A 25,428-nucleotide genomic window follows, 5' to 3' on the forward strand; every position below is an offset into this window, starting at 1 on the left:
CGCGGTACCACCCAAATTGTCATACTGACCATCTTAGCCCTGATAACGGTAGGTACCGTTTGCTTTTACTAATAATCACGTTCAAAGCAACACTCACAGGTGTCTTTCCATCATGCGGTATCGCAACCTTCCCAGCAACCAGCTGCTCTCTGTAGACCTTTGCACCATGTACTTTTCCTGATCATCACTTTTTATATTTACAGAGTATTCTAACTCCTTACTTTATAAAATGCAAGCCTTTTTTAAAACATTCTGATTTTCTAACTCCTAGATTCTTCTAAAGTGTGAAAAGTTAATTTTGTAATACATATTCTTATGTATTAAATCCAAAATTACACCTTTAACATTTTCCAATTTTTACATAAAAACTAATTCATTTACGCATATTAATAAAAATTTTAAAGCGAGGTGTGTTTATGCAAAAAGCAATTAGTTTCTTTCTCCTTTTGTTTTGCTTAATTGTAGTAAACGAAACGTATGCCTATTCACCAAAATCTTTACCAATCTCTCAAAACTCTGATCAATGGCAAGTGAATATTGATAAACCGAAAAAAACAAACAAGAATATGCTTCAAGCTAAAAAAGATGAATTTCAAACATATCATTTTTCAGTAAAGAATGTCGGGAATAGTGAAGTATATAATGTAAACGTCGAAGTATTCCGCAACGAACCAAATAAGAAAACGAAATATGAACTCTTTTCCCTAAAGGAAAGTCGTTTGGCAAGTGGAAAAACTGGATTTGAACACGCTAATTTACCCGTTGCTACAAAAGCAGATGAAGTTGATGTTATTATTACATGGCAAGAACACCCATTCCGATCGATGCGAAATGGTCAAAAAGTTGAATCTAGAAAATTTAAAGAGCATTTTGTTTTTAAAGAAGCCAAAAAGTAAATGGGATACGGATATATTCACACTATCATTGATATAGCTTTATTTACTAGTACCAGTTCTTAAGCAAATTAAAAAGTCGTGGCTTATAATGCCACGACTTTTTATATTAATTCGTACTAATGCCTCTCGCTGCCCAAATGCGATCGATATCAGCAGCATGTTGTCCGCCATATAAAAGAGCATCCGCTTGCTTAATCGCTTTCGCTCCATCACTGAATTTAGAGTTTGGTGTTAATGACCAGTGTGATTGTAAAATGATTTTTGTTGCTACATCACGGCCAAAAGCTTGTGCCATTTCGTATTGGCCTTGAGCCCAAATTTCACCATCATCATGCACTTCATTCGTTATATCTTTCGGATATACTTTATTCGTATCTAATCGGCGTAAGCATGTTGGATCTGAACTAGAATAAGCTGTCGCATCCCATTCTCCAACACATGCTTTACCATATCCAGTAGTCGATACAGCATCTTCATACGTAGCACCTAGGAAGTCGCCAAATCCTTCTCCCATCGCTCCGCCTTCTGCTGAACTACCAAAGCCAGGAACTTGGTTATCTTGGATTGAATGTCCGTATTCATGTGCGATAATTCCAGCATCTTCTGCATCATCAACACCGCCAGTACCAAATGTTAAAGCTTTCGTTGTCGGTGAATAGAATGAGTTATCAGCTGTTGTTCCATTCACATTCACTTTAATCGAACGATTATTAATATTTTTAAATCCTAGACTTTGAATGTAACGTTGCAATGTGTCGATATGATAGTACGACATAACATCTTCAAAGCTATCATTTGCGCGTGTATAGTTAAATTGTAAATTCGTAGATTTTGTTCTCGCTTTTGAAGAAATCGTTACATACTCTCCAATTAAAAATCCTGTTCCATCTAAACCTTTTAACGTAACAGTTTTCAGTTGGTTCGTTAGAGCTGTTGAATCTGCATCGTTATTATCTTTTAAGCCTACTTTACTACCGCTAGATACAACTGGGTTAGGTAAAAATACTTTTCCTGACCCTTCAGCTTTTCGGTTTATATCAATCTTTTTAATTAACTTTCCATTTTCTGCATCAATAAATGTTTCCCATGCACCAAATGGATTATTAGAATGGACTACAACTTTATATACTGGACGAGCAATTCCTTCTTCAACAATATATCCGAACTCTTTATCTGTAGGAGCCCATAAATTTTGCTCACTTGCTTCTCCAACATACGCCATTGATTTTTGTATTGCATCTTTTTCACTAATTTTTGTCGTTACTTCCTTCACACCTGTAACAGGCTGATAATCAGAAACAGCGAGTACTCCCTTTCCCTCTCCGTTAAGCGTAACTGTTATTTGTTTTGAAAATACAGGTGCACCATTAACAACTTGTTGGAACCTAACATATGAAGCTACTGACGTTTCTGTTGTAGAAATATATTGCAAGTCTGAAAGGTCTGTTTTCAATCCATACTGCGCAGCATTTTCTTTTAAATATTCAGTTGCTTTTTTCTGTGGCGAATAAGCTTCTAACTTTACTTGCTGTTGTTTTTCCAATGCCGAAACCGTAGAAATCGTCCCCATTACTAACGGTACAGTCATTGCCATTGCCACCATTTTTTTATTGAACATAGAACCACTCCCCCTAATAAAGTAGCTCAACCTTATCCCATTACCACTAGGCAATCATTCCCCGCAAAATGGATGGATAAAAATTGAATCTACGAGTAATTCTCTATGAACACTTCTATTACCTTTCCATTTAGGGTAAGTGAAATTTTCTCAATATTTATGTATAAATTGAACACAATACTGTAGAAATATATTTCTACAGTATTGTGTTCGGTACGCTATGAAAAAAGACAATTGCTAGTGGTCCTATCGAATGTATAGTCAAATAAATTCTAATCATACAAAAAAGGAAGTTGGAATCATTCCAACTTCCTTTTTTCTTTAATTAGCTGCACTTAATTTAATTCTAAGTTTTGTTTCACCTAAAGAAAGTTCATCATCTTCGTTCGTTAAGTGACCAAATGTAAATTGTTTAACGAGTAAGTTTTCTTCCAATAAATCTTTATGGTTCGTTAACGTTCGCTGTAGTTCTTCTTCTGTATCAAGAATAATATCGACTCGTAAATTAACTGGTAAATTCAACTGTTTACGGTATTCTTGAACCGCACGAATGAATTCACGCGCTACTCCTTCTTGTAACAATTCTTCCGTTACATTCGTATCTAACATAACTGTATATTGTCCGTTAGTCGTATTAGAGAATCCTGATTTTGCAACTTTCTCAACTAGCACATCTTCAGCAGTTACAACTACTTCTCCTTCTGTTGTTGCTTCGTAAACTGCTCTTCCTGTTGATACAAAGTTTTGTACTTCTTCTTGTGATAATTGTTTTAGCCAACCATTCACTGCATTCACATTTTTACCGAATTTTGGCCCCGCTGTTTTAAAATTAAGCTTCAATTGATATGATGTGTATTTTGTTTCATCGAGTTCAACATGGAACGCTTTTACATTTAACTCATCCATAACGATATCACGATAAGATTCCCAATCCATATCATTCTCGTTATGCTCAAGTAATACAAGTTCTGCTAGCGGCTGTTTTACTTTTAAAGAATGCTGATTACGGTTACTTCTTCCAAGTTCAACAACTTGTAAAACAGCATCCATTTCCGCTTCTAATTTTGGTTGAAGTAGTGATTCATTTACAACTGGATAATCGGCTAAATGAACGCTGCTTCCTTCTAAATTTAGATGAATGTCTTCCGCGACAAACGGTGTAAATGGTGCAATTAATTTACTAATTGTTACAAGCACTTCATGAAGTGTCTCATACGCAGCTGCTTTCTCAGCGTTCATACCAGATTCCCAGAAACGATTACGTGAGCGTCTTACATACCAGTTACTCACTTCATCTACAAGTGCTGCAATTTCACGAGCTGCATTCGTAAATTGATAATCATCAAGTGCAGTTCTCACTTTTTTCGTTGTACTATGCAATCTTGATAATACCCATTCGTCTAATTTCGTAAGCTTTACATCATACGTTTCTTTCGGATTATACTCATCTAAATTTGCATATAAAACGTAGAAGCTATACACATTGACTAATGTATCTACAAATTTAGATTTCGCTTCCAGTACTGTTCTTTCAGAAAAACGCTTCGCATTCCACGGGGCACTATCAACAAGTAAAGCCCATCTTAGCGCATCTGCACCAAATTTATCTACTAAATCAACTGGATCTAGTGCATTTCCTTTGCTTTTAGACATTTTCTGCCCTTCTTCATCTAAAACATGCCCTAGTGATAACACTCGTTTATACGGTACTTTTCCTGTATATAGTGCTGATACTGCTAATAAACTATAAAACCAGCCGCGTGTTTGATCAATTCCTTCTGCAATAACATCCGCTGGAAACTGCTCTTCAAATAACTCTTTATTTTCAAATGGGTAATGATATTGTGCAAATGGCATAGAACCACTATCAAACCAAACATCAATCACTTCTGGTGTACGATTCATTGTGCCTCCGCATTTCCCGCAGCAGACTTGCACTTCATCTACATAAGGCTTATGCAATTCCAAATCTTCTGGTGTTTCTTTCGTACTATTCTTTCTTAATTCGGCAATGCTTTTCGGTGCGAACTGATGATCACAACTTTCACATTCCCATACATTCAATGGCGTTCCCCAATATCTATTTCGGCTAATATTCCAGTCCACCATATTTTCTAAAAACTTACCAAAGCGCCCATGTTTCATATGATCCGGATACCAAGTAACAGAATCATTATTTTGTAAAAATGTATCTTTAATTGCAGTTGTTCGGATTAACCAACTTTCTCCTGCATAATAAAGTAGTGGTGAATCACAACGCCAGCAATGCGGATAGCTATGTTCATATTTTTCTTTATGATACAGTAAACCTTCCTTCGCTAAATAACGAACGATATCCACGTCACAATCTTTTACAAATTTCCCTTTCAAAAATGGTACTGCCTCTGTATACTCACCTTTTTCATCTACAACGTGCAAGAATGACAATCCTTCACTTTGAACAACTCTATAATCGTCCTCTCCATATGCTGGAGCAATATGAACAAGTCCTGTACCACTATCTCCCGTTACAAAATCTGCTGCAATAACGCGGTAACCATTTGTAACTTCTTTCATCGGAAATGGCGCTGTATAAGATGTGTTTAATAATTCTTCGCCTTTATGAACAGATAATACTTCATAGTTCTCTTTTAATACTTCTTGTACACGTTCTTTCGCAACAATGTATACATGACTTTCTTGTTTTGCTTTAACGTATTCCATATTTGGATGGACAGCAAGCGCAACGTTTGCTGGAAGTGTCCAAGGTGTCGTTGTCCAACCTAAGAAATACTCATTTTCACTATCTTTCACTTTAAACTTCACAGTTGCACTTAAATCTTTTACTGTTTTATACCCTTGCGCAACCTCATGTGAGCTCAATGAGGTTTGGCAGCTTGGGCAGTATGGTGAAACTCTATGTCCTTTATATAACAATCCTTTTTCATGAATTGTCCCCAAAATATGCCATACACTTTCGATATATGGATTCTTTAAAGTTACATATGGATCATCCATATCTACCCAATAACCAATACTTTCAGTGAATTCGCGCCACTGCTTCTCATATGTGAAAACACTCTCTTTACACTTTTGAATAAATGGTTCAATGCCATATTCTTCGATCTCATGTTTACCAGAAATACCAAGTTGCTTCTCAACGCCTAATTCTACAGGTAAACCATGTGTATCCCATCCTGCTTTTCTTAACACTTTATAACCAGCCATCGTTTTATATCTTGCTACTAAGTCTTTAATTGTTCGTCCAAGTGCATGACCTACATGCGGTAGTCCGTTCGCCGTTGGTGGTCCTTCATAAAATACGAAAGACTGTGCGCCTTCTCGATTCTGAATTGATTGTTCGAAAATATTTTGTTCGTTCCACTGTTTGCGAATTCGCATTTCTCTTCCTACAGCTGATTCTTTTACATCTACTTTTTCCATATACAATCACTCCTTTGAATATTTTAAAGCACACAAAAAACCCGTCCCTATAAAGTAGGGACGGGTTTACTCGCGATACCACCCTAATTCTATTAGCTTTTTCACTAATAGCACTTAGCAACGTACTATCATACGTGTTCTTTGTAACGGTAGACATCCGTCCGGGCTTACTTACTTTCAGCCTCGGCTCCTCGGAGATGATTTTCAAATAACGTCTGCACACCGGCTTTCAGCAATATACCGGCTCTCTGGAGAACAGCTCACTATTTTACTCTTTCTCGTCTTCAGATTTGTATACTTTGTTAAAAGTTATTTTATGCCATTTAGCAACTAATTGTCAACTAATTCAAAATATATCCTTATCTTTTTCCCCTATTCTTATACAATTACTTTTCAAACTCTCGCAATGCTGCTAAATTTTCATCATCCTCAATAAGTTCAGCAAAGAATCCCGATTCATCCTCACGAAGGACAAATTCAAGCTCTTCCTTCGCCTCTTCATTTCTATTTAACTGTGCTAAATAACAAGCTCGATCATATCTTGCTAACAAATCACTCGCGTCAATTATTAATACTTCATTTGTTATTTTTTCTGCCTTTATCGTTTGGCCGGCACCATGATATGAAGATGCTAAAGAAAGAAGAATTGCTGTTTCATTTGGATGATGTATAGAAGCATTTTCTAATACATGAATTGCCTCTTCAAACCTTTCTTGACTTTGATATATTTCTCCTAAAGCAAGAAATGCTCTACTTACAAACGGTGTTTGCTCTGTTAATTGTAAGATAATCTTTTCTGCTTTTCTTTCTTCCCTTGCTTTAAAGAATACTTGTGCTTGCAGAAGAAGAGTATCATAATCATCTGGTAGTTCTCGAACCATTTGTTTCGTTAATTCCAAAGCATCTCTTAACATATCTTCTTCCCCGCACTCAACGAAAAGATTTACAAGTTGCTTCGCTACGTCATAATCCCATTTATTTTCTAGTGACGTGTGCAGAATCTCTATTGCTTCTTTATTCATCTCTACATTCTCATAAAATAGCGCAAATCGCTGTGCTGCCATACTATTTTTCGGATTTAACTTTAAAGAGATTTCATATAAATCAATTATCATAGTAACCATTGAAATTTCTTTCGCACGATTTTTCATACGATAAAAAGCTCTCGTAATGATAGATCGTTTTGGCTGTTCATGCAGCTGGCGTTCAATCCATATTTCCGTAACTGCAGCTGCAGCATACATGAATGCTGTACTCCTTTCTGCTTTTTTCACCTTTAACGTATGAAGAAAATCTCGTATGTTAGACAATTTTTTATGTTGCTCTACTGCTTTTACATAAACATCAAATATACGTTCATTATCAAAATCTTTTTGTATTACTTTCATTGCAACTTCAATTGCTTTTACATTTCTTTTTTTCACTAATACTTTTGCATAATGATATAGAACTTCTATATGCTCACCATCTAATTGTAGTGCGTATTCAACCTGTGCTTGTTCTTTATCTATTTCATTCATCGCTCCGTACACATATGCAATCGCATCTAAACGCCATATTTCAGGTACTTCGTCCACTAATTGTTCTAGTTCAGTCAGCAATTCTTCCTGAAGATTCATATCTACTGAAAGCTGTGCTAAATATTCCATATTAATATGCAACGGCTCTTCTTTCATCGCCTGAACCATATGACTTTGTTCTTTAGAACGGTTTTCTTCTTTTTCGTATATTTCCGCAAGCTGTAAATGTACACCTACGAAATTCCCATCAAGCTCTAAACATGTTTCATACGCTTGTTTTGCTTCCGTCAATTGCCCTAATGCCATAAGTGTTTCACCAATTCGGTAATACGGTAATGCCGTTTCCATTTGTTCTATCGCCTTATTATATCTTTTCATCGCTTGGCCGTACTGTCCAATAGATTCATATAAAATACCTGCATAACAACCGTACTCACTTACTTCATTTCTTTCTTTGTGTAACGTTCTTAAAAATGCTATACCTCGTTGTACAAATTCCGTTCCTTTAATTCGATTCACATATTCATCTAACGCACTTGCTACATTATAATCACTTTTCTTTATACCATTTTCTAACTTAGATAGTGCTACTTTAAACCCTTCTTCATTTCCACCAAGTTCAATTTCAGCATCCCATAAAACCATTCCTGCATTCATGAGGAAATCTTGGCTCTTTTCAATTTGCTTCTCAAGACCAAGTATATATTCTTTTGCTTCCTTATATTGTTCTCTTGCCATATAAACTTGTGTAAGTCCGAAGTGAGAATAAACATCCTCATCATTTTCTTCTAAAGCACGCTTATACAATACTTCTGCTTCTTCCAAGCTATCATTTTGAAAATGATAATCACCTAATTTTACGTAAAGAGGTGCTTTATCATCACAATTCTCAATACCGTTTAATAAAATTTCTTTCGCACTTTCCTCATCCTTCAAATCAGATTCGTATATTTCCGAAAGTTTCGTATAAATGTAAGGTGCATTACTATCCAAACGAATCGCTACTTTAAGCCCTTTTATTGCTAAATATAATTTCCCTAGTTGATGTGCACATCTCGCTCGTTCATACCATACATGCGCTTCATATTTATACTCTTTTAACAAGTCATTAAAGATTTCATATGCTTCTTCATATCTTTCTAAATCTATTAATATTAAACCGTGATTTGTTAAAGTGAACCTTTCAGGACTACGCTCTAACGCAACTTGAGAGTATTGCAATGCTTTTTCAGATTGATCAATATACATATAGGATAAAGCGAGAAAACTCCAAGCAATAGGCTGATCTGCGTCTAATTGTAACGATGAACGAAAGCTTGAAATCGCTTCTATATAACTTTCCTGCTCAAAAGCATATCTTCCGTTTATTAAATGATATAAAGCACGATTATTTTTCTTCTCAACGCTTGTCAGCATTTGCTCCGCTTTCTCTACTTCTTGAAGACGAATAAAACACTGTGCACCATGCAATTTAACAAAGTCCGAGTTCGGAAACTTTTCCATTAACTTATCGATACAATATAAAATAAATTCTTTATCTACTTCAACATCTAAGTGCTTTATCGTATATAACCACGTATTTGGATTATCACTCGTTTCTTTTAAAAATTGTACTAAGTTACTAATCCCCTCTTTGTCATGTTCATCTAAATGATCCGTAAGAGAAAAAATAGATTTAAAGTAACGATTTTCTTCCTCACTTAGAAACGCTAGTTGCTCCTTCTTTTCTTTCGGAACAAACGTGATTGCTAAACAGCCTGTATAACGATATTTTTCTTGTAATTTACTATATTCCACAAGAACTGGTTCTATAAAGTTTGGATCTTGAACATAGAAAGCTTGCAATGTATCATCATATCCAGATAGAACTTGTACGTGTGAAGCATGCTCAATATCTATACTTAATAAAACAGGAATTCCTTCGTCAATCAGTCTCTTATAATTCTCTTCATTCCCTTTAAAATAACGATATTCATAACCTAATTCTTCTAAATAAGAAACAGTATCTGAAAACTTCGAACCTGTCATATCAAAAATAAACTCTGCTATTTCATCTTGTGTACGTTTCTCTCCCCATATACGCAACATCATCTCTAAACTTGTCGGAACACAATAATTATCCTTTTGTACAATAGGAACTATCGGCAAGTGAACCTTTTTTCCATCCGGATTTTTTTCTAAATTATGATATAAAGATTCTTTTAAACTCTTTTCTTCTTTTAATAGTTTTTGTAAATCTGCAAATTTATTCATTTTGTACAGTGCTTCTGCACGTAAATGTACAAAGTAAGTATTATAGGCATGATACGGCAGCTGAGTATTTATGTTATCTATTACCGCTAACATCTCTTCATATCGCTCTAAATCTAATAAATACTTTATCTTCTCAAAATGAAAATATGGTACTTGTGGGAATTTTACAATTGCATCATCGATTAACTGTATCGCGCGTTTTTGTTCTCCTTTATTCGCATACAATTGTGATAATAAATAGGTAGATAACTCTTCACAATCTTTATGCTGCATGCCAGCAATAAATTGTTCTTCCGCTTTCTCCCATTCACCTGTATGCATATAAACGTAGCCCCATTTATCAAACACTGCGCGTGCACTGTACTCCTCTGCTTTTTGCATATACATTAACGCTTCTTCGTTTCGTTTCATTTCTAAAAGACATCGTACTAACGTAAAATATGTTTTCGCTAAAAAATCTGCATCTATTTCTTCTTTATTACTCTCTTCTAAAGTTTCTTTTAACAGCTGCTCTGCTTCAAGAATTTTCCGCTCATCAATTAACTCATCACAATATAAAGAGAGCGTTCTCATATTTGGGAATTTTTTATAAGCGTAACGAATGAGGAATGAACTGTATTGGTGCATAAGCCCTTCATCAGTAAGACGAATTAATATATCGAACTCCTTATGCGAAGGAATATTGGCAAGCCAATTCTTCACATAGGATAAAGTATTCGTTTCTTTTATATATGCAATTTCATTATTTATTTCCTGTAATCCATCTACAAATCTCTTGTCTTTTAAACAAGTTTCTAACTGCTTAAAATCTAGCATGCATTCACCTCGAATTTATATTTATACTGCTACTTGCTTAGATTTTACACACCATATAGTATGTATTCAACTAAAATCTCTTATAATGGATGGTATTAATTAATATTATTCAAATTTATAACAAAATATAGTAAAATGATTGTCTTTCTCTGTATTTTGTTTGATTATATAGAATAACGTAACATGTGTATCCTATCTTTTGTTAGTTAAAAACAGTACATGAAATTATATCGGCGATAATTCAAATATATCAGCGATTCTTTCATTTTATCGGCGATTTTCAAATTATATCGACCGATTCTTAACATTTATCAGCGATTATATGTCGAATATCGACTTATCGACATTAAACGACAATCCTTATACATCATACCTTTTAACAAACTATGTCACCAAATGTAATTTTCATATTGGGAGCGTATACAAAAGAAGAATACACATGAAATATGTTAAAAAATCGTAGTTCAGCTTCATATTGAGCTAGCGCATTATCATATGTTAATCCTCTGGCTATTAAACGTTCTACAAATTGTTGCTTATCGCCCGGATCACCTGCAATCCCCTCTTCTTTTAATGATTGATACAAATCGTTTTTATCATTGTGATGCATATTTGAATCTAAAAAGTTCACTTTATCGCTTACTCTACATTCAATATTTTTCACACCTAATTCACTTAAATATATCGGTATTTTCATGCCTATATTGCCATCTTTACCATTTCTTTGCGTATCACTTTCAAATAATTTCTGCAAAACACCTAGCTGAATAAATTCCGATTGTTTCTCCCCATCTAGTAAATAAGAAGCCATATTAGAAATCCAATGTGGTTCAAAACAGATTATTTTTCCACCCTTTTTAACTGAATGTATCATTTTTTCTAGCATTGTTTCTGGAGTAGTCATATGTAATAAGAAAGCATGACAGATTGCTATATCGTATTTATCGTTCAGTTCAATTTCTGTAGCATCTCCTTCAAGAAATTCTGAATCATACGGAAGTAAACGAAACAACTCTCTGGCTTCAGCTAATAATGTTTCTCCACTATCAATACCTGTATACTTTGAACCTTCTGGGAGCAATGGCATTAATACTAATCCTAAATAACCATATCCACAACCGTAATCAACGATATGTACAGGCTTAGTAATCTTCCAAACTGTATTTACTAAAAAGCTTACATAATCGTCGTTGTAATATAAATCTCTCGTGTTTTTTAAATATGTTAGTTTATTGTTCCAATCATACGTTTCCAACATCTAACGCCTCCTTTTATATACAAAACTAAAGTTCTCTATATAATAGCCGTATTCCTACACTTTTCTTAAAATTTCAAAGCAAAAAGCTAGTGTATTTTTAATAATACACTAGCTTTTTATTGGAAAAAAATTTAACAAGTACAATCACAATCAAAACAATCCGTACAGTCTAAATCGTCACAATCTGCTTTTCTCTTTCTTTTGTTTCTTTTAAGATAATAATACAGTAGCCCAAACAATAGTATACAAATAACAAAAGCTATTATTGCTTCTGTATACTTATTTTGAATCATAAAACCAATTCCACTTCCGCCTGAAATAAAAATTAGAATTAAGTAAATCCAGAACATCTATGTAAATACCTCCATTACTATATATCTTAAGATAATATCCATATAACACTAGAGGAAATGAATAATCCCATACCATTACCGCTTAATACACCAGTAGTTATTCTTAGCAAATTTGAGCTACTTCTCCATTTCCACTTTTGGGTGAACCCATCGATAAGTAACGGAATTTGAGCGAAAAATGATAGTATGATTGCCAAAAGAAATGAAGGTGTCATATAAAAATAAATTGGAAACATTAAAATACCAATAAGCATGCCTGTACAACGCGCACATAAAGGTATGTACTTTTGTAGTTTAAAAAAACTCCTATCTAATCTTCTATGACAAGGAATTTGTAAAATAAAAGTTCGAATCAATATGAATCACCCTCTCTAAAAAGATTTTAATTGATTTTGCAAAAAAAATATATATCCAATAAAAAAACAAACCAGGTTTATACTAGACCCAGTTTGTCAGTTTACTACTATGTTACATTTCCTCAGGTGCCTCCACCCCAAGTAAACGTAATCCTTCTTTTAATACAACCGTCACAGCATAAACCAATGCGAGTCTGCTGTCTTTTTCTTTGCTCTCTTCTAATATACGAACATTACCGTAATATTTATTGAATGATTGTGCTACATCTAATATATATTTCGAAATAATCGATGGCTCATTTTTATTGAAAGCTGCTTCAATTATTTGCGGGAATTTATTTAGTAATTTTACGACACTCCAGCTATGATCGTCTTTTAAAGCAAATGTACATGTTTCAAATTCTACACTTTCTTTTCTTAAAATAGAACAAGCACGTGCATGTGTGTACTGTACGTAAGGTCCTGTTTCTCCTTCAAATTTCAGCATATTTTCTAATGAGAATTCGATATTATGCATACGCTCATTTTTTAAATCGTGGAAGATGACTGCACCAACACCGACTTGCTTTGCTACTTCTTCTTTCTGTTTTAAGTTTGGATTTTTCTCTTCAATATTTTGTTTTGCAAGTTCGATTGCTTCTTCGAGTACTTCTTCAAGTAAAATAACTCTTCCTTTACGTGTCGACATTTTCTTACCATCTTTTAAAATGAAGCCAAACGGTACGTGTTCCATACCATCAACCCAAGTATAGCCAAGTTTTTTTAATACGGTGAAAAATTGATTGAAATGTAAGCTTTGTTCTGGACCAACAACATATAGCGCTTTATCAAACCCATAAGTGTTTTGACGATATAAAGCTGCCGTTAAGTCACGCGTTGCATAAATCGTCGCACCATCTGACTTTCTAATTAAACATGGCGGCATACCTTCTTCTTCTAAATTAACGACTAATGCGCCTTCTGATTCTTCCAGTAAGTCGTGCTCTTCTAAAATCCCAATAAAGTCTTCCATTTTATCATTATAGAAAGCCTCGCCTTGAAAATTAGTAAATTCCACACCGAGAAGTTCATAAATACGAGAAAATTCTTTTAATGATTCGTGACGGAACCAATTCCAAAGTTCAACAGCTTCTTCATCGCCTTCTTCTAGCTTTTTAAACCAAGCACGTCCTTCTTCTTCTAATTCTTCATTCTCTTTTACTTCTGCATGAAACTGAACATATAACTTAAATAACTCACGTATTGGATCCTCTTTCACTACTTCTTCATTTCCCCATTTTCTATATGCGGTAATTAACTTTCCAAACTGTGTTCCCCAATCTCCTATATAATTAATCCCTACAACTTCATAGCCACATTTTTCAGCGATATGTTTCAGCGAATTTCCTATCATTGTAGAACGTAAATGCCCCATCGAAAAAGGTTTCGCGATATTAGGAGAGGAATAATCAATTACTACTGTTTTTTCACAGCCAAAGTGGTTTTGACCGAACTCTTCTTTCTCCGCTAAAACTGTTTTTAATACTGCATCACTTACAGTTTCACGATTGAAAAATACATTTACATAAGGACCAACGGCTTCTACTTTCGTAAAAAACGGATCATTGAATTTCTCAGCAACTTCCTTTGCGATAAGAGCTGGTGCTTTTTTATATTGCTTCGCTAATGAAAAGCATGGGAACGCTGCATCTCCAAATTCATCTTGTTTCGGTGTTTCAATTAAATCTAAAATTTGTTTTTGCGTTAATTCATTCGTGAAAATATTAGATAAACTTTCCGCAAACTGCATTTTATAATCCATGATACAACCTCCTTATTTTTTAAAACACAAAAAACTCGTCTCTAAAAAAGAGACGAGTTTTAACCCGTGGTACCACCCTTGTTGTTCGTTACGAACCACTTTCCCGTTTATAACGAGGACAGGGGGCCTCGGCTTTCTCTACTATTCGTTCAAGAAGCATCTCCGAAGTGCGCTTCATCTTTTTCTTCCGTACTAGGCTCACACCATCCCTAGCTCGCTTTCCTTCTAAAAAAGACTACTCTCTTCATCACAGACAGTATATTTAATTAATTATTGCTTATTATACATCTTTTCAAACAATTAGCAAGGGTCAATTACACCAAAGTGAAACTTAGCACTTTTTCTTTTGTATACATAAAAATTGTGTTTTTCAAATCTAGAACTACGAAAATGATCTTTTAAAACGACACGTTTTCTCGCCACTCGTTTTGCCTCCGCAATTGTTTCGTCAGTAATATCATGATACAAAGCGAAGTGTTTTAATCCTTTAATTCCATCGGATTCTATGACAGTTTCTTCAAACATCGGATCAAGGTAAACGACATCGTAACTATTGTCTTCACATTGCGCTAAAAATGAAAAATGCTCCGTTTGCTTTACTTGGATTCTTTGCATTGCTTCATCAATTTCAGAAACAGATGAAGACCATGTTTTCAAACCATTTTCCATAATATAAGCCATATACTCATTGCCTTCAAGTCCTGTTACTTTTCCGCTTTCCCCAACAACATAACTAGCTACAATACTATCTGATGCCATCCCGAGCGTACAATCTAACACTGTCATTCCTCTCTCTAATTGCGTGGCTTGTACAAACGGATCGTGTTCTCCACGCATTAACCTTTTCACACGAAACATCGCTGAGTTCGGATGAAAGAAAAACGATTCTTCCGTACCTTTTGGATAAATAGCTAATCGGTTCTTCCCTACGACAAGCACATCTTGTTCATACTGCTCATGTAGCTTATGTACCGGTATGTCATTACGTTTAACGAAAGAAGTATTTAATTCTGCTGCTACCTCGTTTGCATAATCTGTCATTTCTTTGTTCGTTCTTCCTGCTGTTGTTACGATCATTGTTTCACCTCTATATAAAGAAAAGAGGGAGATTTACTCTCCCCCTTCTTTAGCAATTCTTTTCGAAAGCTTGTTCTAAGTTCGTAATAATTTCGTCCATAGTTGCACCTTCAATTTCATGACGGTGAATAAAGTGAACAACTTCTTTTCCTTTTAATAATGCCATAGATGGTGAAGATGGAGGAATTTCTCCGAAGTATTCACGCATTTTTGCAGTAGCATCTTTATCTTGACCTGCGAATACAGTTACAAGATGATCAGGTTGTTTTTCAGCACGAACAACCGCTTGACCTGCTGATGGACGTGCTAAACCAGCTGCACAACCACAAACAGAGTTTACAACTACTAAAGTTGTACCTGATGTATTTTCCATAAATTCTGTTACAGCTTCTTCTGTAGTTAACTCTTCAAACCCAGAACGCACTAACTCTTGGCGCATTGGGATTACCATTTGGCGCATGTATTCTTCATAAGCATTTGACATCTTGTAATCTCTCCTTCAACTTTCATTCCAAATTCATCATATCACGCTCTATTAATAGGTGCAAAAGAAAGATAACGATGATTTCATTTTTTTGTAGGGATTTCACAAACCCCACCGCGGCAATGTCCCACTGGAACAAGTTTTCTATTATTAGCGATATAATCGTATACTTTACTTCCAAAACCAAGTACGATAGATAGCTTTATAAAAGGAACTGCAAACCAATAAGATGGAACGGCCTTTGCTAATACATGTATGCTATGAATACCGTCATACCACTTATTATATTTTAAAATATACAATCTTTGTTCCATCTTGCTTTGTAGTTCTTGAGAAAGTTCATACTTCTCAACTACATCTTCATTTCGAAATGAAACAAATTTCATCTTACCCTTTTTATCTAATTTTTTCGTACGTTCTGCAACGGCCGTACACATCGGACACCAACTATCATAGAAAACAATCATACATTATTCCCCTTTACGAGACTCCGTCATTTGTTTCCATACAGAACCTTTTGCTTCTTCTCCGCCTTCAATACGCTCTAATGCTAGACGTGCTTGCATGGCTACTTCAAACTCTGGATCATCTTGCGCTGCTTTTAATGCTGGAATCGCACTTTCATCTCCAAGTTCAAATAAGAACATCGCTGCACGCCAGCGTACTAATTTACTTGGATCTTTCAGAGATTTAATCATAACGAACATCGCTGCCGGATCACCTACATCTGATAAACAATCTCCTGCAGTACGGCGAACACTTACAGAGCGATCTAACAACGCTTTATATAATAACGGTAATACTTCATCACCTTTTACCATACCTAAATACGCTGTTGCTAAGCGGCGTATTGAAACTTTTTCATCATCTAACGCCATCTTCAACACTGGAATATCTTCTTCAGTAGGATCCATTTGTTCTAATGCTGCAAAACGGTTTTTCCAGTCAGAATCTTTCATCATCTCTTCTGTTACTTTATATGGCTCACGCTTTTGAATCGTTACTTCAACAGCACCTGCTTGATTTAATAATTCTTTAACCGTTTCATTTACACGTTCTTCTGAATAAGCAGCAACAATCTCTTCCACTACTTCTTTCCCAATTTCTTCAAAATTACCGTAACGTGTACTTTGTTCTACCCATTTACGCTCTTTTACAACGTTTGGTGCAGACATTTGCACTTTCATAATTGATTCTTTAAAACGATCTGGTAAACCAACACGTTCTTCCGTCGTTCCATCTGTTAACTTTACTTGCATTGGAATTGTAAAGAACATTTGAACAAACACCTTCACTTCTCCAAAATGAGCAAGTTGTTGTTCTTCACTTTCTTCCACTACTTCTTCGCCAAAAACAGCACGAACTTGTTGTAATAAAACTTTCCAGTCATACTTCGCATTTCGCTCCACTGCTAAAAAGTCGGCTACATGATATACACCTTTAATGCCTTCAATTTTCAAAATTTCTTGCACTTGCATTGGTGCTTGTTCTTTATTTTCATTTGTATAATTATTACGTGCTCCTGATGGTAATACTTCATTCAAAATAACTTTCATTGTATTTGGACTTGGCGTCGGTTCAATTGCTTTAATCTTCACGTAAAAAACTCTCCTTTATTGCATGTTCTTAGCTGTATTGTAACATGTTATCACTCTATACTCCTACTCGGATGCTTAATTTTACTACTTTCTTCCCGCTACCATACTATTTCATTCTTTTTACATTTTAAATTAGGAACGGGATTTTAAAAGCTTTCGTTTCCGATGATTTTTATTTTTTATCCATTAAGTTTATTAAAATACTTTCCACAATTTTTTCCGAAGCTATTACTTAAAATCACCTTTTATTACGATGCCCCCTCCCGCCTTCTCTCCAAAAAGGTAATACTCTCAATCACAACTTCAGTTCTATATATTCTCTTTCCTTGTTCATCATCGTAATTACTAGTCTGAATACGCCCTGTAATCCCAACGAGTGATCCCTTTTTACAATATTCAGTTACATTCTCAGCCGATTTGCGCCAAACGACACAATTAATAAAATCGACTTGTTGTTCACCTAAACTATTTCGAAATCCTCTATTCACCGCAACACATATTCGTGCATAAGCGACGCCTTGTTTTGTGTAGTATAATTCTGGCTCCTTTGTCAATCTACCGATTAATACAACTCGATTCATCATAAGTTATACCACCTCACATGTTTTTCTTCATTGTAAGGAGAAATGTTTGAATGGTAAAAAGCACAAAATGATATATCCGTAAGTAAAAAGTATTATTTTAGACCTTACAAAACAAAAAAAGAAACCATACATAGTTCAAACATGTATGGTTTCAAAATTTATTACACTTCAGTACAAGATATGTAATATCCTCCGCGAGCCATCTTTATTTCAGCACGGTACATTGCATTTTCTAAGTAGAAAGTAATCGGTTTAACTTTACTCTCAAATTTTAATCTTTCATTGCATTCAGTTGCATATCCTTCAATCGCTGAAGTAATAACTTTTGATGATGGATACGTTAAAGCTTCATCTAGTTCTATGAAAAAACTTTTAGAAAATAGTTTTTTCATAATCCCCTTCTTCTCTTTCATCATATTCCATCTCCTTCACTTCAAGTTGCTATCATCCATATTATACCATACATTCAATATATCTTTGAAAATAAAAAAATCCTGCATTTTTCATGCAGGATTTTTTTATTAGTCATTTTTCGTAAAGTACGAAACGAAACGAAGAATTTCTAAGTATAACCATACTAATGTAAGCATTAATCCCATCGCAGTATACCACTCCATATATTTCGGAGCTTGACTACGTACACCATTTTCGATTAAATCGAAATCTAGTAATAAGTTTAATGCAGCAACTACAATAACAACTGCACTAATAATAATACCGATTGTACCACCTTGGTGAATGTATGGAACAGTTACACCAAACATATTTAGTAGAAATACGACTAAATACATAACCATAATTCCAAGTGTTGCTGCCATCACGCCTGTACGGAATTTATCCGTTACTTTTACTACGCGTGTTGCATATAACACTAACATTGCAAATAGAATTGAGATTGTTAGTAATACAGCATTTAAAACGATAGAATCGCCAAATTTCATTGTATAAACTGCTGAAATACTTCCTAACACAACCCCTTCTACCGCTGCATAGATTGGTGCACCAAAAGGTGAAATACGCGGGAAGAACATAGACGCAAATGCGATGATTGCCGCAACGATTAAAGCACCAATTAATACTGGCATCTTCATCGTCCCCTGCATCATCTGTATGTATGAATAGACAGACGTTGCAAGTAGCAAGATAAGCATAATGAACGTTTTGCCTACTGTTCCGCCAATCGTCATCGCAGAAGCACTTGCTCCCTCTTTACGGAATGCCTCTTTTTTCAACATTGGATTAGATGTTCTCATTTTTTCCCTCCTAAAATAGGTTCTACCAATAGTGTAAAGTTTTTCTCTTTACTTTTCAATATATGCAGCTTGTTTTTATTTTAATCCTTCAACGATGTCTGATAGTTCACTCCATCTTTCCATCTTTTTTTCTAGCTCTTCTTCTGTTTTCTGCTGTGCTTCAGATAATTCTTGTGCCTTTGTGAAGTCAGATCCAACTTTCGCAAGTTCTTCTCCAATTGACTCAATTTTCTCTTCAAGTTCGGCAATTGTATCTTCAATCGTTTCCCATTCACGCTGTTCATTGTATGAAAGTTTACGTTTACGTTGTTGTTTTGGAGCTTCTTCTACAACTTTTTTCTCTTTTTGAACTTCCGCTTTCTCCATAAGTTCTCTCGTTTTTTCCATTTCTAAATAATCTGTATAACTACCTAGAAACTCACGCACTTCGCCTCCGCCAGTAAAGATGAACAGTTCATCTACTACTTTATCTAAGAAGTAACGGTCATGCGATACAGTTAAAACGACACCTGGGAAATCTTCTAAATAATCTTCTAGTACTGTTAATGTTTGTGTATCTAGATCGTTCGTAGGTTCATCAAGTAAAAGTACGTTTGGTTCTCCCATTAAAATACGTAATAAATATAAACGTCTTCTTTCACCACCAGATAGTTTACCAAGTGGTGTACCATGTGAATGCGTCGGGAATAAGAAACGTTCTAACATTTGAGATGCACCAATTACTTTTCCATCTGTCGTATGAATAACTTCTGCAATCTCTTTAATGTATTCAATCATACGCTGATTTAAATTCATCTCTTCATTTTCTTGCGTATAATAAGCAACTTTTACAGTTTGTCCTACTTCCACTTCACCACTATCAGGAGATAACTTACCTGCAAGCATATTTAATAGGGAAGATTTCCCACTTCCATTCGCCCCAATAATTCCGATACGATCACCCGGTTTCACAATATGATTAAAATTATGTAATACCGTCTTATCGCCAAATTTTTTCGTTACATCTTTTAACTCAAGTACTTTCTTTCCTAGACGACTTCCGCTTAGTGCAATATCAACTGACTGTTTTGCAGCTGGTCCTTCTTGTGCCTTTAGCTCATCAAAACGCTGAATACGCGCCTTTTGTTTCGTAGAACGGGCTTTTGCACCACGACGAATCCAAGCAAGTTCACGACGATATAAATTTTGGCGTTTCGATTCTTGTGCCAATTCTTGCTCTTCACGAAGTGCTTTCGCTTCTAAAAATGTACTATAGTTTCCTTCGTAGCTATATAGTTTACCATTATCTAATTCAAAAATACGATTCGTCACACGATCTAAGAAATAACGATCATGGGTTACAAGTAATACCGAACCTGTATATCTCGCTAAATATTCTTCTAACCATTCAACTGTCTCATGGTCAAGATGGTTCGTAGGCTCGTCTAAAATTAATAAATCCGGTGTTTCAATAAAACATTGTGCCATTGCGATACGTTTTTTCTGTCCACCAGATAAATTCCCAACAATTGCAGTGAAGTCCGTAATTCCTAATTTCGTTAAAAGAGATTTCGCATTTGCATTTGCTTCCCATGCACTCATTGCATCCATACGTTGCTGCACTGCAAATAATTGTTCCTGTACTTTTTCATTACTTGGATCTTTTTCAATATTTAATAGTGCTTTTTCATAATCACGAAGAAGACGAATTAAAGGTGTATCACCATGGAACACTTGCTCTAATACTGTCAGTTTTTCATCAAACTCTGGTTGCTGTGATAAATAACTAATTGTATACCCACGTGAATGCGTCATATCACCTGTATCAGGAGCTTCTAATCCTGCAATAATTTTTAATAATGTCGATTTACCAGTTCCGTTTACACCAATAATTCCGACACGTTGTCCTTCTGTAATACTACATGATAATCCATCAAATAACGGCTTTTCTCCATATGATTTTGATAAGTTCTCCACAGTTAACATTTTCATATTTGTGCATTCCACTCTTTCATAAATTGTTCAATAAACTGTTCCATATAACGATGACGAATTTCAGCCTCTTGTTTTGCTGCATTCGTATTCATTAAATCTTTTAATTTCAAAAGTTTTTCATAAAAATGATTTAAAGATGGATCATTATTTTTTCTATACTCTTCTTTCGTCATTTCTTCACGCGGCGGAATAGTTGGGTCATACATTAATCTCCCTTTCGCCCCACCATATGCAAATGTACGAGCAATTCCTATTGCACCAAGAGCATCTAAACGATCCGCATCTTGAACAATTTTCCCTTCAAGTGACTCTACTGTGCCGCCATGGCCACCTTTATAAGACATATTGGCGATGATATGAAGAATATGTTTACTTTCCTCTTCTTCAACACGTAGCTCTTCTAACCAATCAGAAACTTTTTTCATTCCTGCTTCTTCACTTTCATTTAGCTTTTCATCTGCCACATCGTGAAGTAATGCTGCCATTTCAATTATAAAACGATTTCCACCTTCTTGCTCAGATAAAGAAATCGCCATTTTATGTACACGTTCAATATGATACCAATCATGCCCACTCGCATCTTTTTCTAAAATATGTTTTACAAAAGTAATTGTTTTTTGAATTTTTTCTTGTTTTGTCATTTTATCTTCACCCAGTTACTTATTGTAACACGCCCGCATTTTTTCATCACATATTTTCTTGTCCGCCCATACACTAGGTGGTAGGCATCATCATGAAGGAGGAATAAACATGTTCTATAATAATCAACCGCCTTATCCAAGGCAACCATTGTATCCTCAACAACAAGAACAGAGATACACAGAACAATACGAAGAACAAGAGTTACAACAGCAAGAGCAACAATATGACGAAAACCCATATGCAACAACGCAAAACCAAGAAACTGAATTTCAACAAAATCCATATGACACACGTCCAAATTATGAATATCCTCAAAATCCATATGCAGCACCACAAAATCAAGAACAGCGATATCCTCAAAATCCATATGTAATACCACAAAACCAAGAACAACAATATCAACAAAATCCATATGTAGCACCACAAAACCAAGAACAACAATATCAACAAAATCCATATGTAGCACCACAAAACCAAGAACAACAATATCAACAAAATCCATATGCAGCACCACAAAACCCATACACAACTCAACCACAACAACCGCAATATCAACAACAAATGTATCAACCAAACTACGACGCACGTGTCTCACCACCTAAACCACCAACAATAGATCCAACTCAGCCACAAATCTTACCACCTGGACCAATTACTGAACCAACACAACAACAAATTCAACAAGTTGTCGGTACACAGTTTTTACCTTTCAAGAAACCTGTACTAGATTTCGTAAAACCATGGGTAGATTACGGTTTAAATGAAGCAAAACATACATCACACGAACACGCATTAACAGAAGTTGCTGCAATTATGTTTTTAGTTGGTAAAGGCTTCAATCCGACGATTGCACATTATATCGTTGAATCTTGGGAGAAGAATGAGCAGTTTTAGGGTTGTTTATTTGATAAAATATAAAAAACACAAAAGTGCCAAACCCCTTATACCACAAGGGTTTTGGCACTTTTTAATATCTAAAACAAATTTTATTGAAATAATTATTTTTATAGATTTTCATACTTTTTTATATAGTACGTGAACATATACAGTACAAAAATACACCTTTGTATACACATTTTTAGAAACATCTTACGTTTATCAAACAATAACCAAAAGACGTACCTGCAACCTCATCATATAAATAATAGATATTAAAAAGAGGACACTATAAGCGCCCTCTTCCTTAGGTTTTAAATATGTTCTCCATGATCCATAAACACTTCAATTGCTTCGTTTTGTGGTATGTCTTTTGCATTAGTGAGACCAAAAGTAAAAACAGCGGATAACATCATCATTAATAAGATTGCTTTTTTCATTTTAGCGCCCTTCTTTCTATGCTCTTTTTGTCTGCATCTAAAGCGATGTGCAAATACTTGCTTGCTTTTCTATGATTTTCTGAACCATAGAATATTTCACCTAAAAGAGAAGCATATTCTTTTACCCAATCATATAATTCTTCTTTTTCAAAATACGAAATACCTTCTATAACCACATTTTCTAATTCTTCTTGCGGTACATAGTTATGTACTGCTTTTAAAATTCGGAAATGATGACGATAACATAAGTCGCTAATCTTATAGCCATTCTCAATATATTCATTAGCGATATGACTATAACCTAACTTAAAATGTTCTCTTGCTAAAAGAAACATAGTTTTAGCGTTATTTTCTAATGAATCCTCTAAGTGTTTAATTGCTAACTCTGGCATGTTTTGACTTGCGTATAAAAGTCCTAAATTATGCTTAACTCGTTTAATAAGAAGTTCATCATTAGATTTTTGGAAGGTACCTAGTGCTGAAAGTAAATATTCCTCTGCACTTTCGAATTCATTTAGTCGAATGTGTGCCATTCCTAAAGTATTTAAGCATGCTGCAGTTTTTAATTCATACCCTGGACTAATTGAAAATACTTCATTCGCCTTTGTAGCAAATTGAACTGCTAGGATCGGTTTTAATACGTGATAGTAATGGACTGCAAGCCAATAATTAAATTCAGCTTTTTCAATTTCATCATGCATGTACTCTAAAAACGTTTCAGCTTTTTCAAATTGCATTCTTGCTTCACTATGGTTTGCTTTATTAATAGCGTAAATTGCTTTAAATAAATGATGATAGTACTCTAAAAATGTCTCTGTAGACTCTGGTAAAGGCTCGATTTTGTCCAGAATATCTTTTGTACTATCCATATCCCGAATTAGCAGTTTATACCGTGCATTCAATAAAGCGTAGTAGACTAATATTGTTTGGTCTTCCTTAATATTATTGATTTTATTTGCAATATCTTCTTTTATTTTCTGAGACTGTAATACACGTTGTGAAATCATAGCTTGATACCAGTCGTTTAATAATTTTGTGATTTCTTCTTTAGAAATAATGTCAACACTCATCTACTTCTACCCCCTTTTGTTAAATGTTATCATGACATGCTTGTTTGCATAAATAAGTTTTTGAATATTCTAACTTGAAAAAATTATTTTTGAATATTCATGTTAACAAAATGGTCCCATTTCAAACCAAAAAAGAACACACGTTCGTTTGTAGTGGAGTTAAAAAAACAAACGTGAGGTATTACATCATGGAATATAACGGCTTTCCTGTAGTACGTGGAAGAGGTATGGTGAAATGGAATCCGTTTGCTTCAATACCGGAGCAATATAAAGTACCTAAACCTTTTTTAACACAAGATACTATGGAACGAATAGAAAGAGCGTTAATGCAATCTTTTCACGAGGAAGAAGAAATACATATCTCATACTATCGTGATGGAATGGTGCAAGACATGTACATAAATGTATTACATATTGAACCGATGACGAAAACTATATATTGTACAGATGCTTTTGGTTTGAATACTAAGTTTAAGTTTGATGAATTGGTGAATATAAATTAAAAGAAGCCGCCCGACAGGACTGAAGTGCACCCCAATTGTTAGACACAGCCTAACAATTGGGGTGCACTTCACATATATAGGTGGCTTTTGTACGACAAAAAAAGAGCTCTGCTATACAGCAGAGCAAAAGAAAAATATATAACCCTATAAAAATAATACAAATTATTGATACTTTCAAATGACGAAATTTAAATTTCCATCACAATAATACCTATGTTTAAGTATGAAACATTCTACCTTCCGTATAGCTATGAATATTCTTATTTTAGAATTCCATAGTATCCAAATAGCTCTTTGAGAAATACCTCAATACCGAACTTCTTCAAAGAATCTTTTCTTTATTCAAAGAGAAGTTCTAAAACTTTTTTCTTATCTTTGTCTCTTCTATAATGAATCAACCTATGACAGTTCGGACATATACTAACTATATTTCCAACAACATCTAAACTATTTTCAAAATCATGTTGCATTCTTAACGGTATTAGATGATGGGCCTCCATATAATTTTTTCGGCTGGCTTCCGATACAAATGTTTCATGTGTGTCATCTATTTCACATTTAAATTCTGCCTGTTTAATAGCTTGTTTAGCTTTTTTCGGATCACGAGGCCATACTTCCCTACCAGATTCCATT

General features: G+C 34.8%; 22 protein-coding genes and 3 other annotated features (1 of these 25 cut by a window edge). Of the genes, 3 read left to right on the plus strand and 19 right to left on the minus strand.

The genetic code is table 11. From position 1 onward, the window contains the following. Positions 1-194, minus strand: a binding site (T-box leader) (it extends 20 nt beyond the left edge of the window). A 222-nt stretch (positions 195-416) separates the two neighbouring features. Then, entirely contained in the window at positions 417-896 is a 480-nt protein-coding gene (locus tag IQ781_RS04810) for a hypothetical protein (RefSeq protein WP_001167912.1), read from the plus strand. Positions 897-1,002: 106 nt separating this feature from the next. Here the strand turns inward: IQ781_RS04810 and IQ781_RS04815 are convergent, their stop codons facing one another. From IQ781_RS04815 to IQ781_RS04890, 16 genes are all read right to left on the minus strand, one after another. Further along, on the minus strand, positions 1,003-2,514 hold the full coding sequence (locus tag IQ781_RS04815) for a M36 family metallopeptidase (RefSeq protein WP_079004338.1): 1,512 nt from the start codon (positions 2,512-2,514) through the stop codon (positions 1,003-1,005). A gap of 321 nt (positions 2,515-2,835) precedes the next feature. After that, positions 2,836-5,937 carry an isoleucine--tRNA ligase gene (gene ileS / locus IQ781_RS04820; protein WP_079004337.1) on the minus strand — a complete coding sequence of 1,034 codons (3,102 nt, stop codon included), beginning with the start codon at positions 5,935-5,937 and terminating at the stop codon, positions 2,836-2,838. Between the two features lie 53 nt (positions 5,938-5,990). After that, positions 5,991-6,231, minus strand: a binding site (T-box leader). A 92-nt stretch (positions 6,232-6,323) separates the two neighbouring features. Further along, positions 6,324-10,526: a bacteriocin-processing peptidase family protein gene (locus tag IQ781_RS04825; RefSeq protein WP_242808245.1), complete on the minus strand. Its 4,203-nt coding sequence runs from the start codon at positions 10,524-10,526 to the stop codon at positions 6,324-6,326. Between the two features lie 376 nt (positions 10,527-10,902). Beyond that, positions 10,903-11,781 (minus strand): class I SAM-dependent methyltransferase, encoded by an 879-nt coding sequence (locus IQ781_RS04830; protein WP_025709739.1) that lies wholly within the window; start codon positions 11,779-11,781, stop codon positions 10,903-10,905. Positions 11,782-11,915: 134 nt separating this feature from the next. Further along, the gene (locus IQ781_RS04835; RefSeq protein ID WP_000498601.1) at positions 11,916-12,134 is read right to left on the minus strand and encodes a hypothetical protein; all 219 of its coding nucleotides are present in this window, start codon (positions 12,132-12,134) and stop codon (positions 11,916-11,918) included. A 29-nt stretch (positions 12,135-12,163) separates the two neighbouring features. Further along, a complete protein-coding gene (locus IQ781_RS04840; protein WP_000621475.1) occupies positions 12,164-12,493 on the minus strand; it encodes a DUF2085 domain-containing protein in 330 nt (109 codons plus the stop codon). A 112-nt stretch (positions 12,494-12,605) separates the two neighbouring features. After that, on the minus strand, positions 12,606-14,294 hold the full coding sequence (gene argS, locus IQ781_RS04845) for an arginine--tRNA ligase (RefSeq protein ID WP_000384912.1): 1,689 nt from the start codon (positions 14,292-14,294) through the stop codon (positions 12,606-12,608). 45 nt (positions 14,295-14,339) lie between these two features. After that, positions 14,340-14,554, minus strand: a binding site (T-box leader). 40 nt (positions 14,555-14,594) lie between these two features. Next, positions 14,595-15,371 (minus strand): class I SAM-dependent methyltransferase, encoded by a 777-nt coding sequence (locus tag IQ781_RS04850; RefSeq protein ID WP_139019864.1) that lies wholly within the window; start codon positions 15,369-15,371, stop codon positions 14,595-14,597. 49 nt (positions 15,372-15,420) lie between these two features. Next, complete coding sequence (locus IQ781_RS04855) at positions 15,421-15,855, minus strand: BrxA/BrxB family bacilliredoxin (protein WP_000063706.1); 435 nt, start codon at positions 15,853-15,855, stop codon at positions 15,421-15,423. 83 nt (positions 15,856-15,938) lie between these two features. Next, complete coding sequence (locus tag IQ781_RS04860; protein ID WP_000634888.1) at positions 15,939-16,322, minus strand: thiol-disulfide oxidoreductase DCC family protein; 384 nt, start codon at positions 16,320-16,322, stop codon at positions 15,939-15,941. Positions 16,323-16,325: 3 nt separating this feature from the next. Next, a complete protein-coding gene (locus IQ781_RS04865; RefSeq protein WP_000692580.1) occupies positions 16,326-17,453 on the minus strand; it encodes a conserved virulence factor C family protein in 1,128 nt (375 codons plus the stop codon). 248 nt (positions 17,454-17,701) lie between these two features. Then, positions 17,702-18,037, minus strand: coding sequence for a single-stranded DNA-binding protein (locus tag IQ781_RS04870; protein WP_000982018.1), 336 nt, complete (start codon positions 18,035-18,037; stop codon positions 17,702-17,704). Between the two features lie 161 nt (positions 18,038-18,198). Continuing rightward, positions 18,199-18,453: a DUF4318 domain-containing protein gene (locus IQ781_RS04875; RefSeq protein ID WP_000975138.1), complete on the minus strand. Its 255-nt coding sequence runs from the start codon at positions 18,451-18,453 to the stop codon at positions 18,199-18,201. Between the two features lie 105 nt (positions 18,454-18,558). Further along, entirely contained in the window at positions 18,559-19,290 is a 732-nt protein-coding gene (locus IQ781_RS04880; protein WP_001260655.1) for a Bax inhibitor-1/YccA family protein, read from the minus strand. A 75-nt stretch (positions 19,291-19,365) separates the two neighbouring features. After that, on the minus strand, positions 19,366-21,261 hold the full coding sequence (locus IQ781_RS04885) for an ABC-F family ATP-binding cassette domain-containing protein (protein ID WP_000783160.1): 1,896 nt from the start codon (positions 21,259-21,261) through the stop codon (positions 19,366-19,368). Next, positions 21,258-21,905: an HD domain-containing protein gene (locus IQ781_RS04890; RefSeq protein WP_000165966.1), complete on the minus strand. Its 648-nt coding sequence runs from the start codon at positions 21,903-21,905 to the stop codon at positions 21,258-21,260. The genes IQ781_RS04885 and IQ781_RS04890 overlap by 4 nt, the downstream gene beginning before the upstream one ends. A 109-nt stretch (positions 21,906-22,014) precedes the next feature. On the opposite strand from IQ781_RS04890, the gene IQ781_RS04895 reads away from it, so the two are divergent. Next, positions 22,015-22,800, plus strand: coding sequence for a hypothetical protein (locus tag IQ781_RS04895; protein ID WP_242808246.1), 786 nt, complete (start codon positions 22,015-22,017; stop codon positions 22,798-22,800). A 296-nt stretch (positions 22,801-23,096) separates the two neighbouring features. Here IQ781_RS04895 and IQ781_RS04900 read toward each other — a convergent pair whose 3' ends face one another. Both IQ781_RS04900 and IQ781_RS04905 read right to left on the minus strand, forming a co-directional pair. Then, positions 23,097-23,222 carry an aspartate phosphatase gene (locus IQ781_RS04900; protein ID WP_000709201.1) on the minus strand — a complete coding sequence of 42 codons (126 nt, stop codon included), beginning with the start codon at positions 23,220-23,222 and terminating at the stop codon, positions 23,097-23,099. Beyond that, a complete protein-coding gene (locus tag IQ781_RS04905) occupies positions 23,219-24,292 on the minus strand; it encodes a response regulator aspartate phosphatase (RefSeq protein WP_000109855.1) in 1,074 nt (357 codons plus the stop codon). The genes IQ781_RS04900 and IQ781_RS04905 overlap by 4 nt, the downstream gene beginning before the upstream one ends. A 188-nt stretch (positions 24,293-24,480) precedes the next feature. Between IQ781_RS04905 and IQ781_RS04910 the strand changes: the two genes are divergently transcribed. Next, positions 24,481-24,795 (plus strand): YolD-like family protein, encoded by a 315-nt coding sequence (locus tag IQ781_RS04910; protein ID WP_139846912.1) that lies wholly within the window; start codon positions 24,481-24,483, stop codon positions 24,793-24,795. A 338-nt stretch (positions 24,796-25,133) separates the two neighbouring features. Here the strand turns inward: IQ781_RS04910 and IQ781_RS04915 are convergent, their stop codons facing one another. Beyond that, the gene (locus tag IQ781_RS04915; RefSeq protein ID WP_065382617.1) at positions 25,134-25,427 is read right to left on the minus strand and encodes an HNH endonuclease; all 294 of its coding nucleotides are present in this window, start codon (positions 25,425-25,427) and stop codon (positions 25,134-25,136) included. Position 25,428: the final 1 nt, after the last annotated feature.

Source organism: Bacillus sp. N447-1 (assembly GCF_022701035.1).
Taxonomy (GTDB): domain Bacteria; phylum Bacillota; class Bacilli; order Bacillales; family Bacillaceae_G; genus Bacillus_A; species Bacillus_A cereus.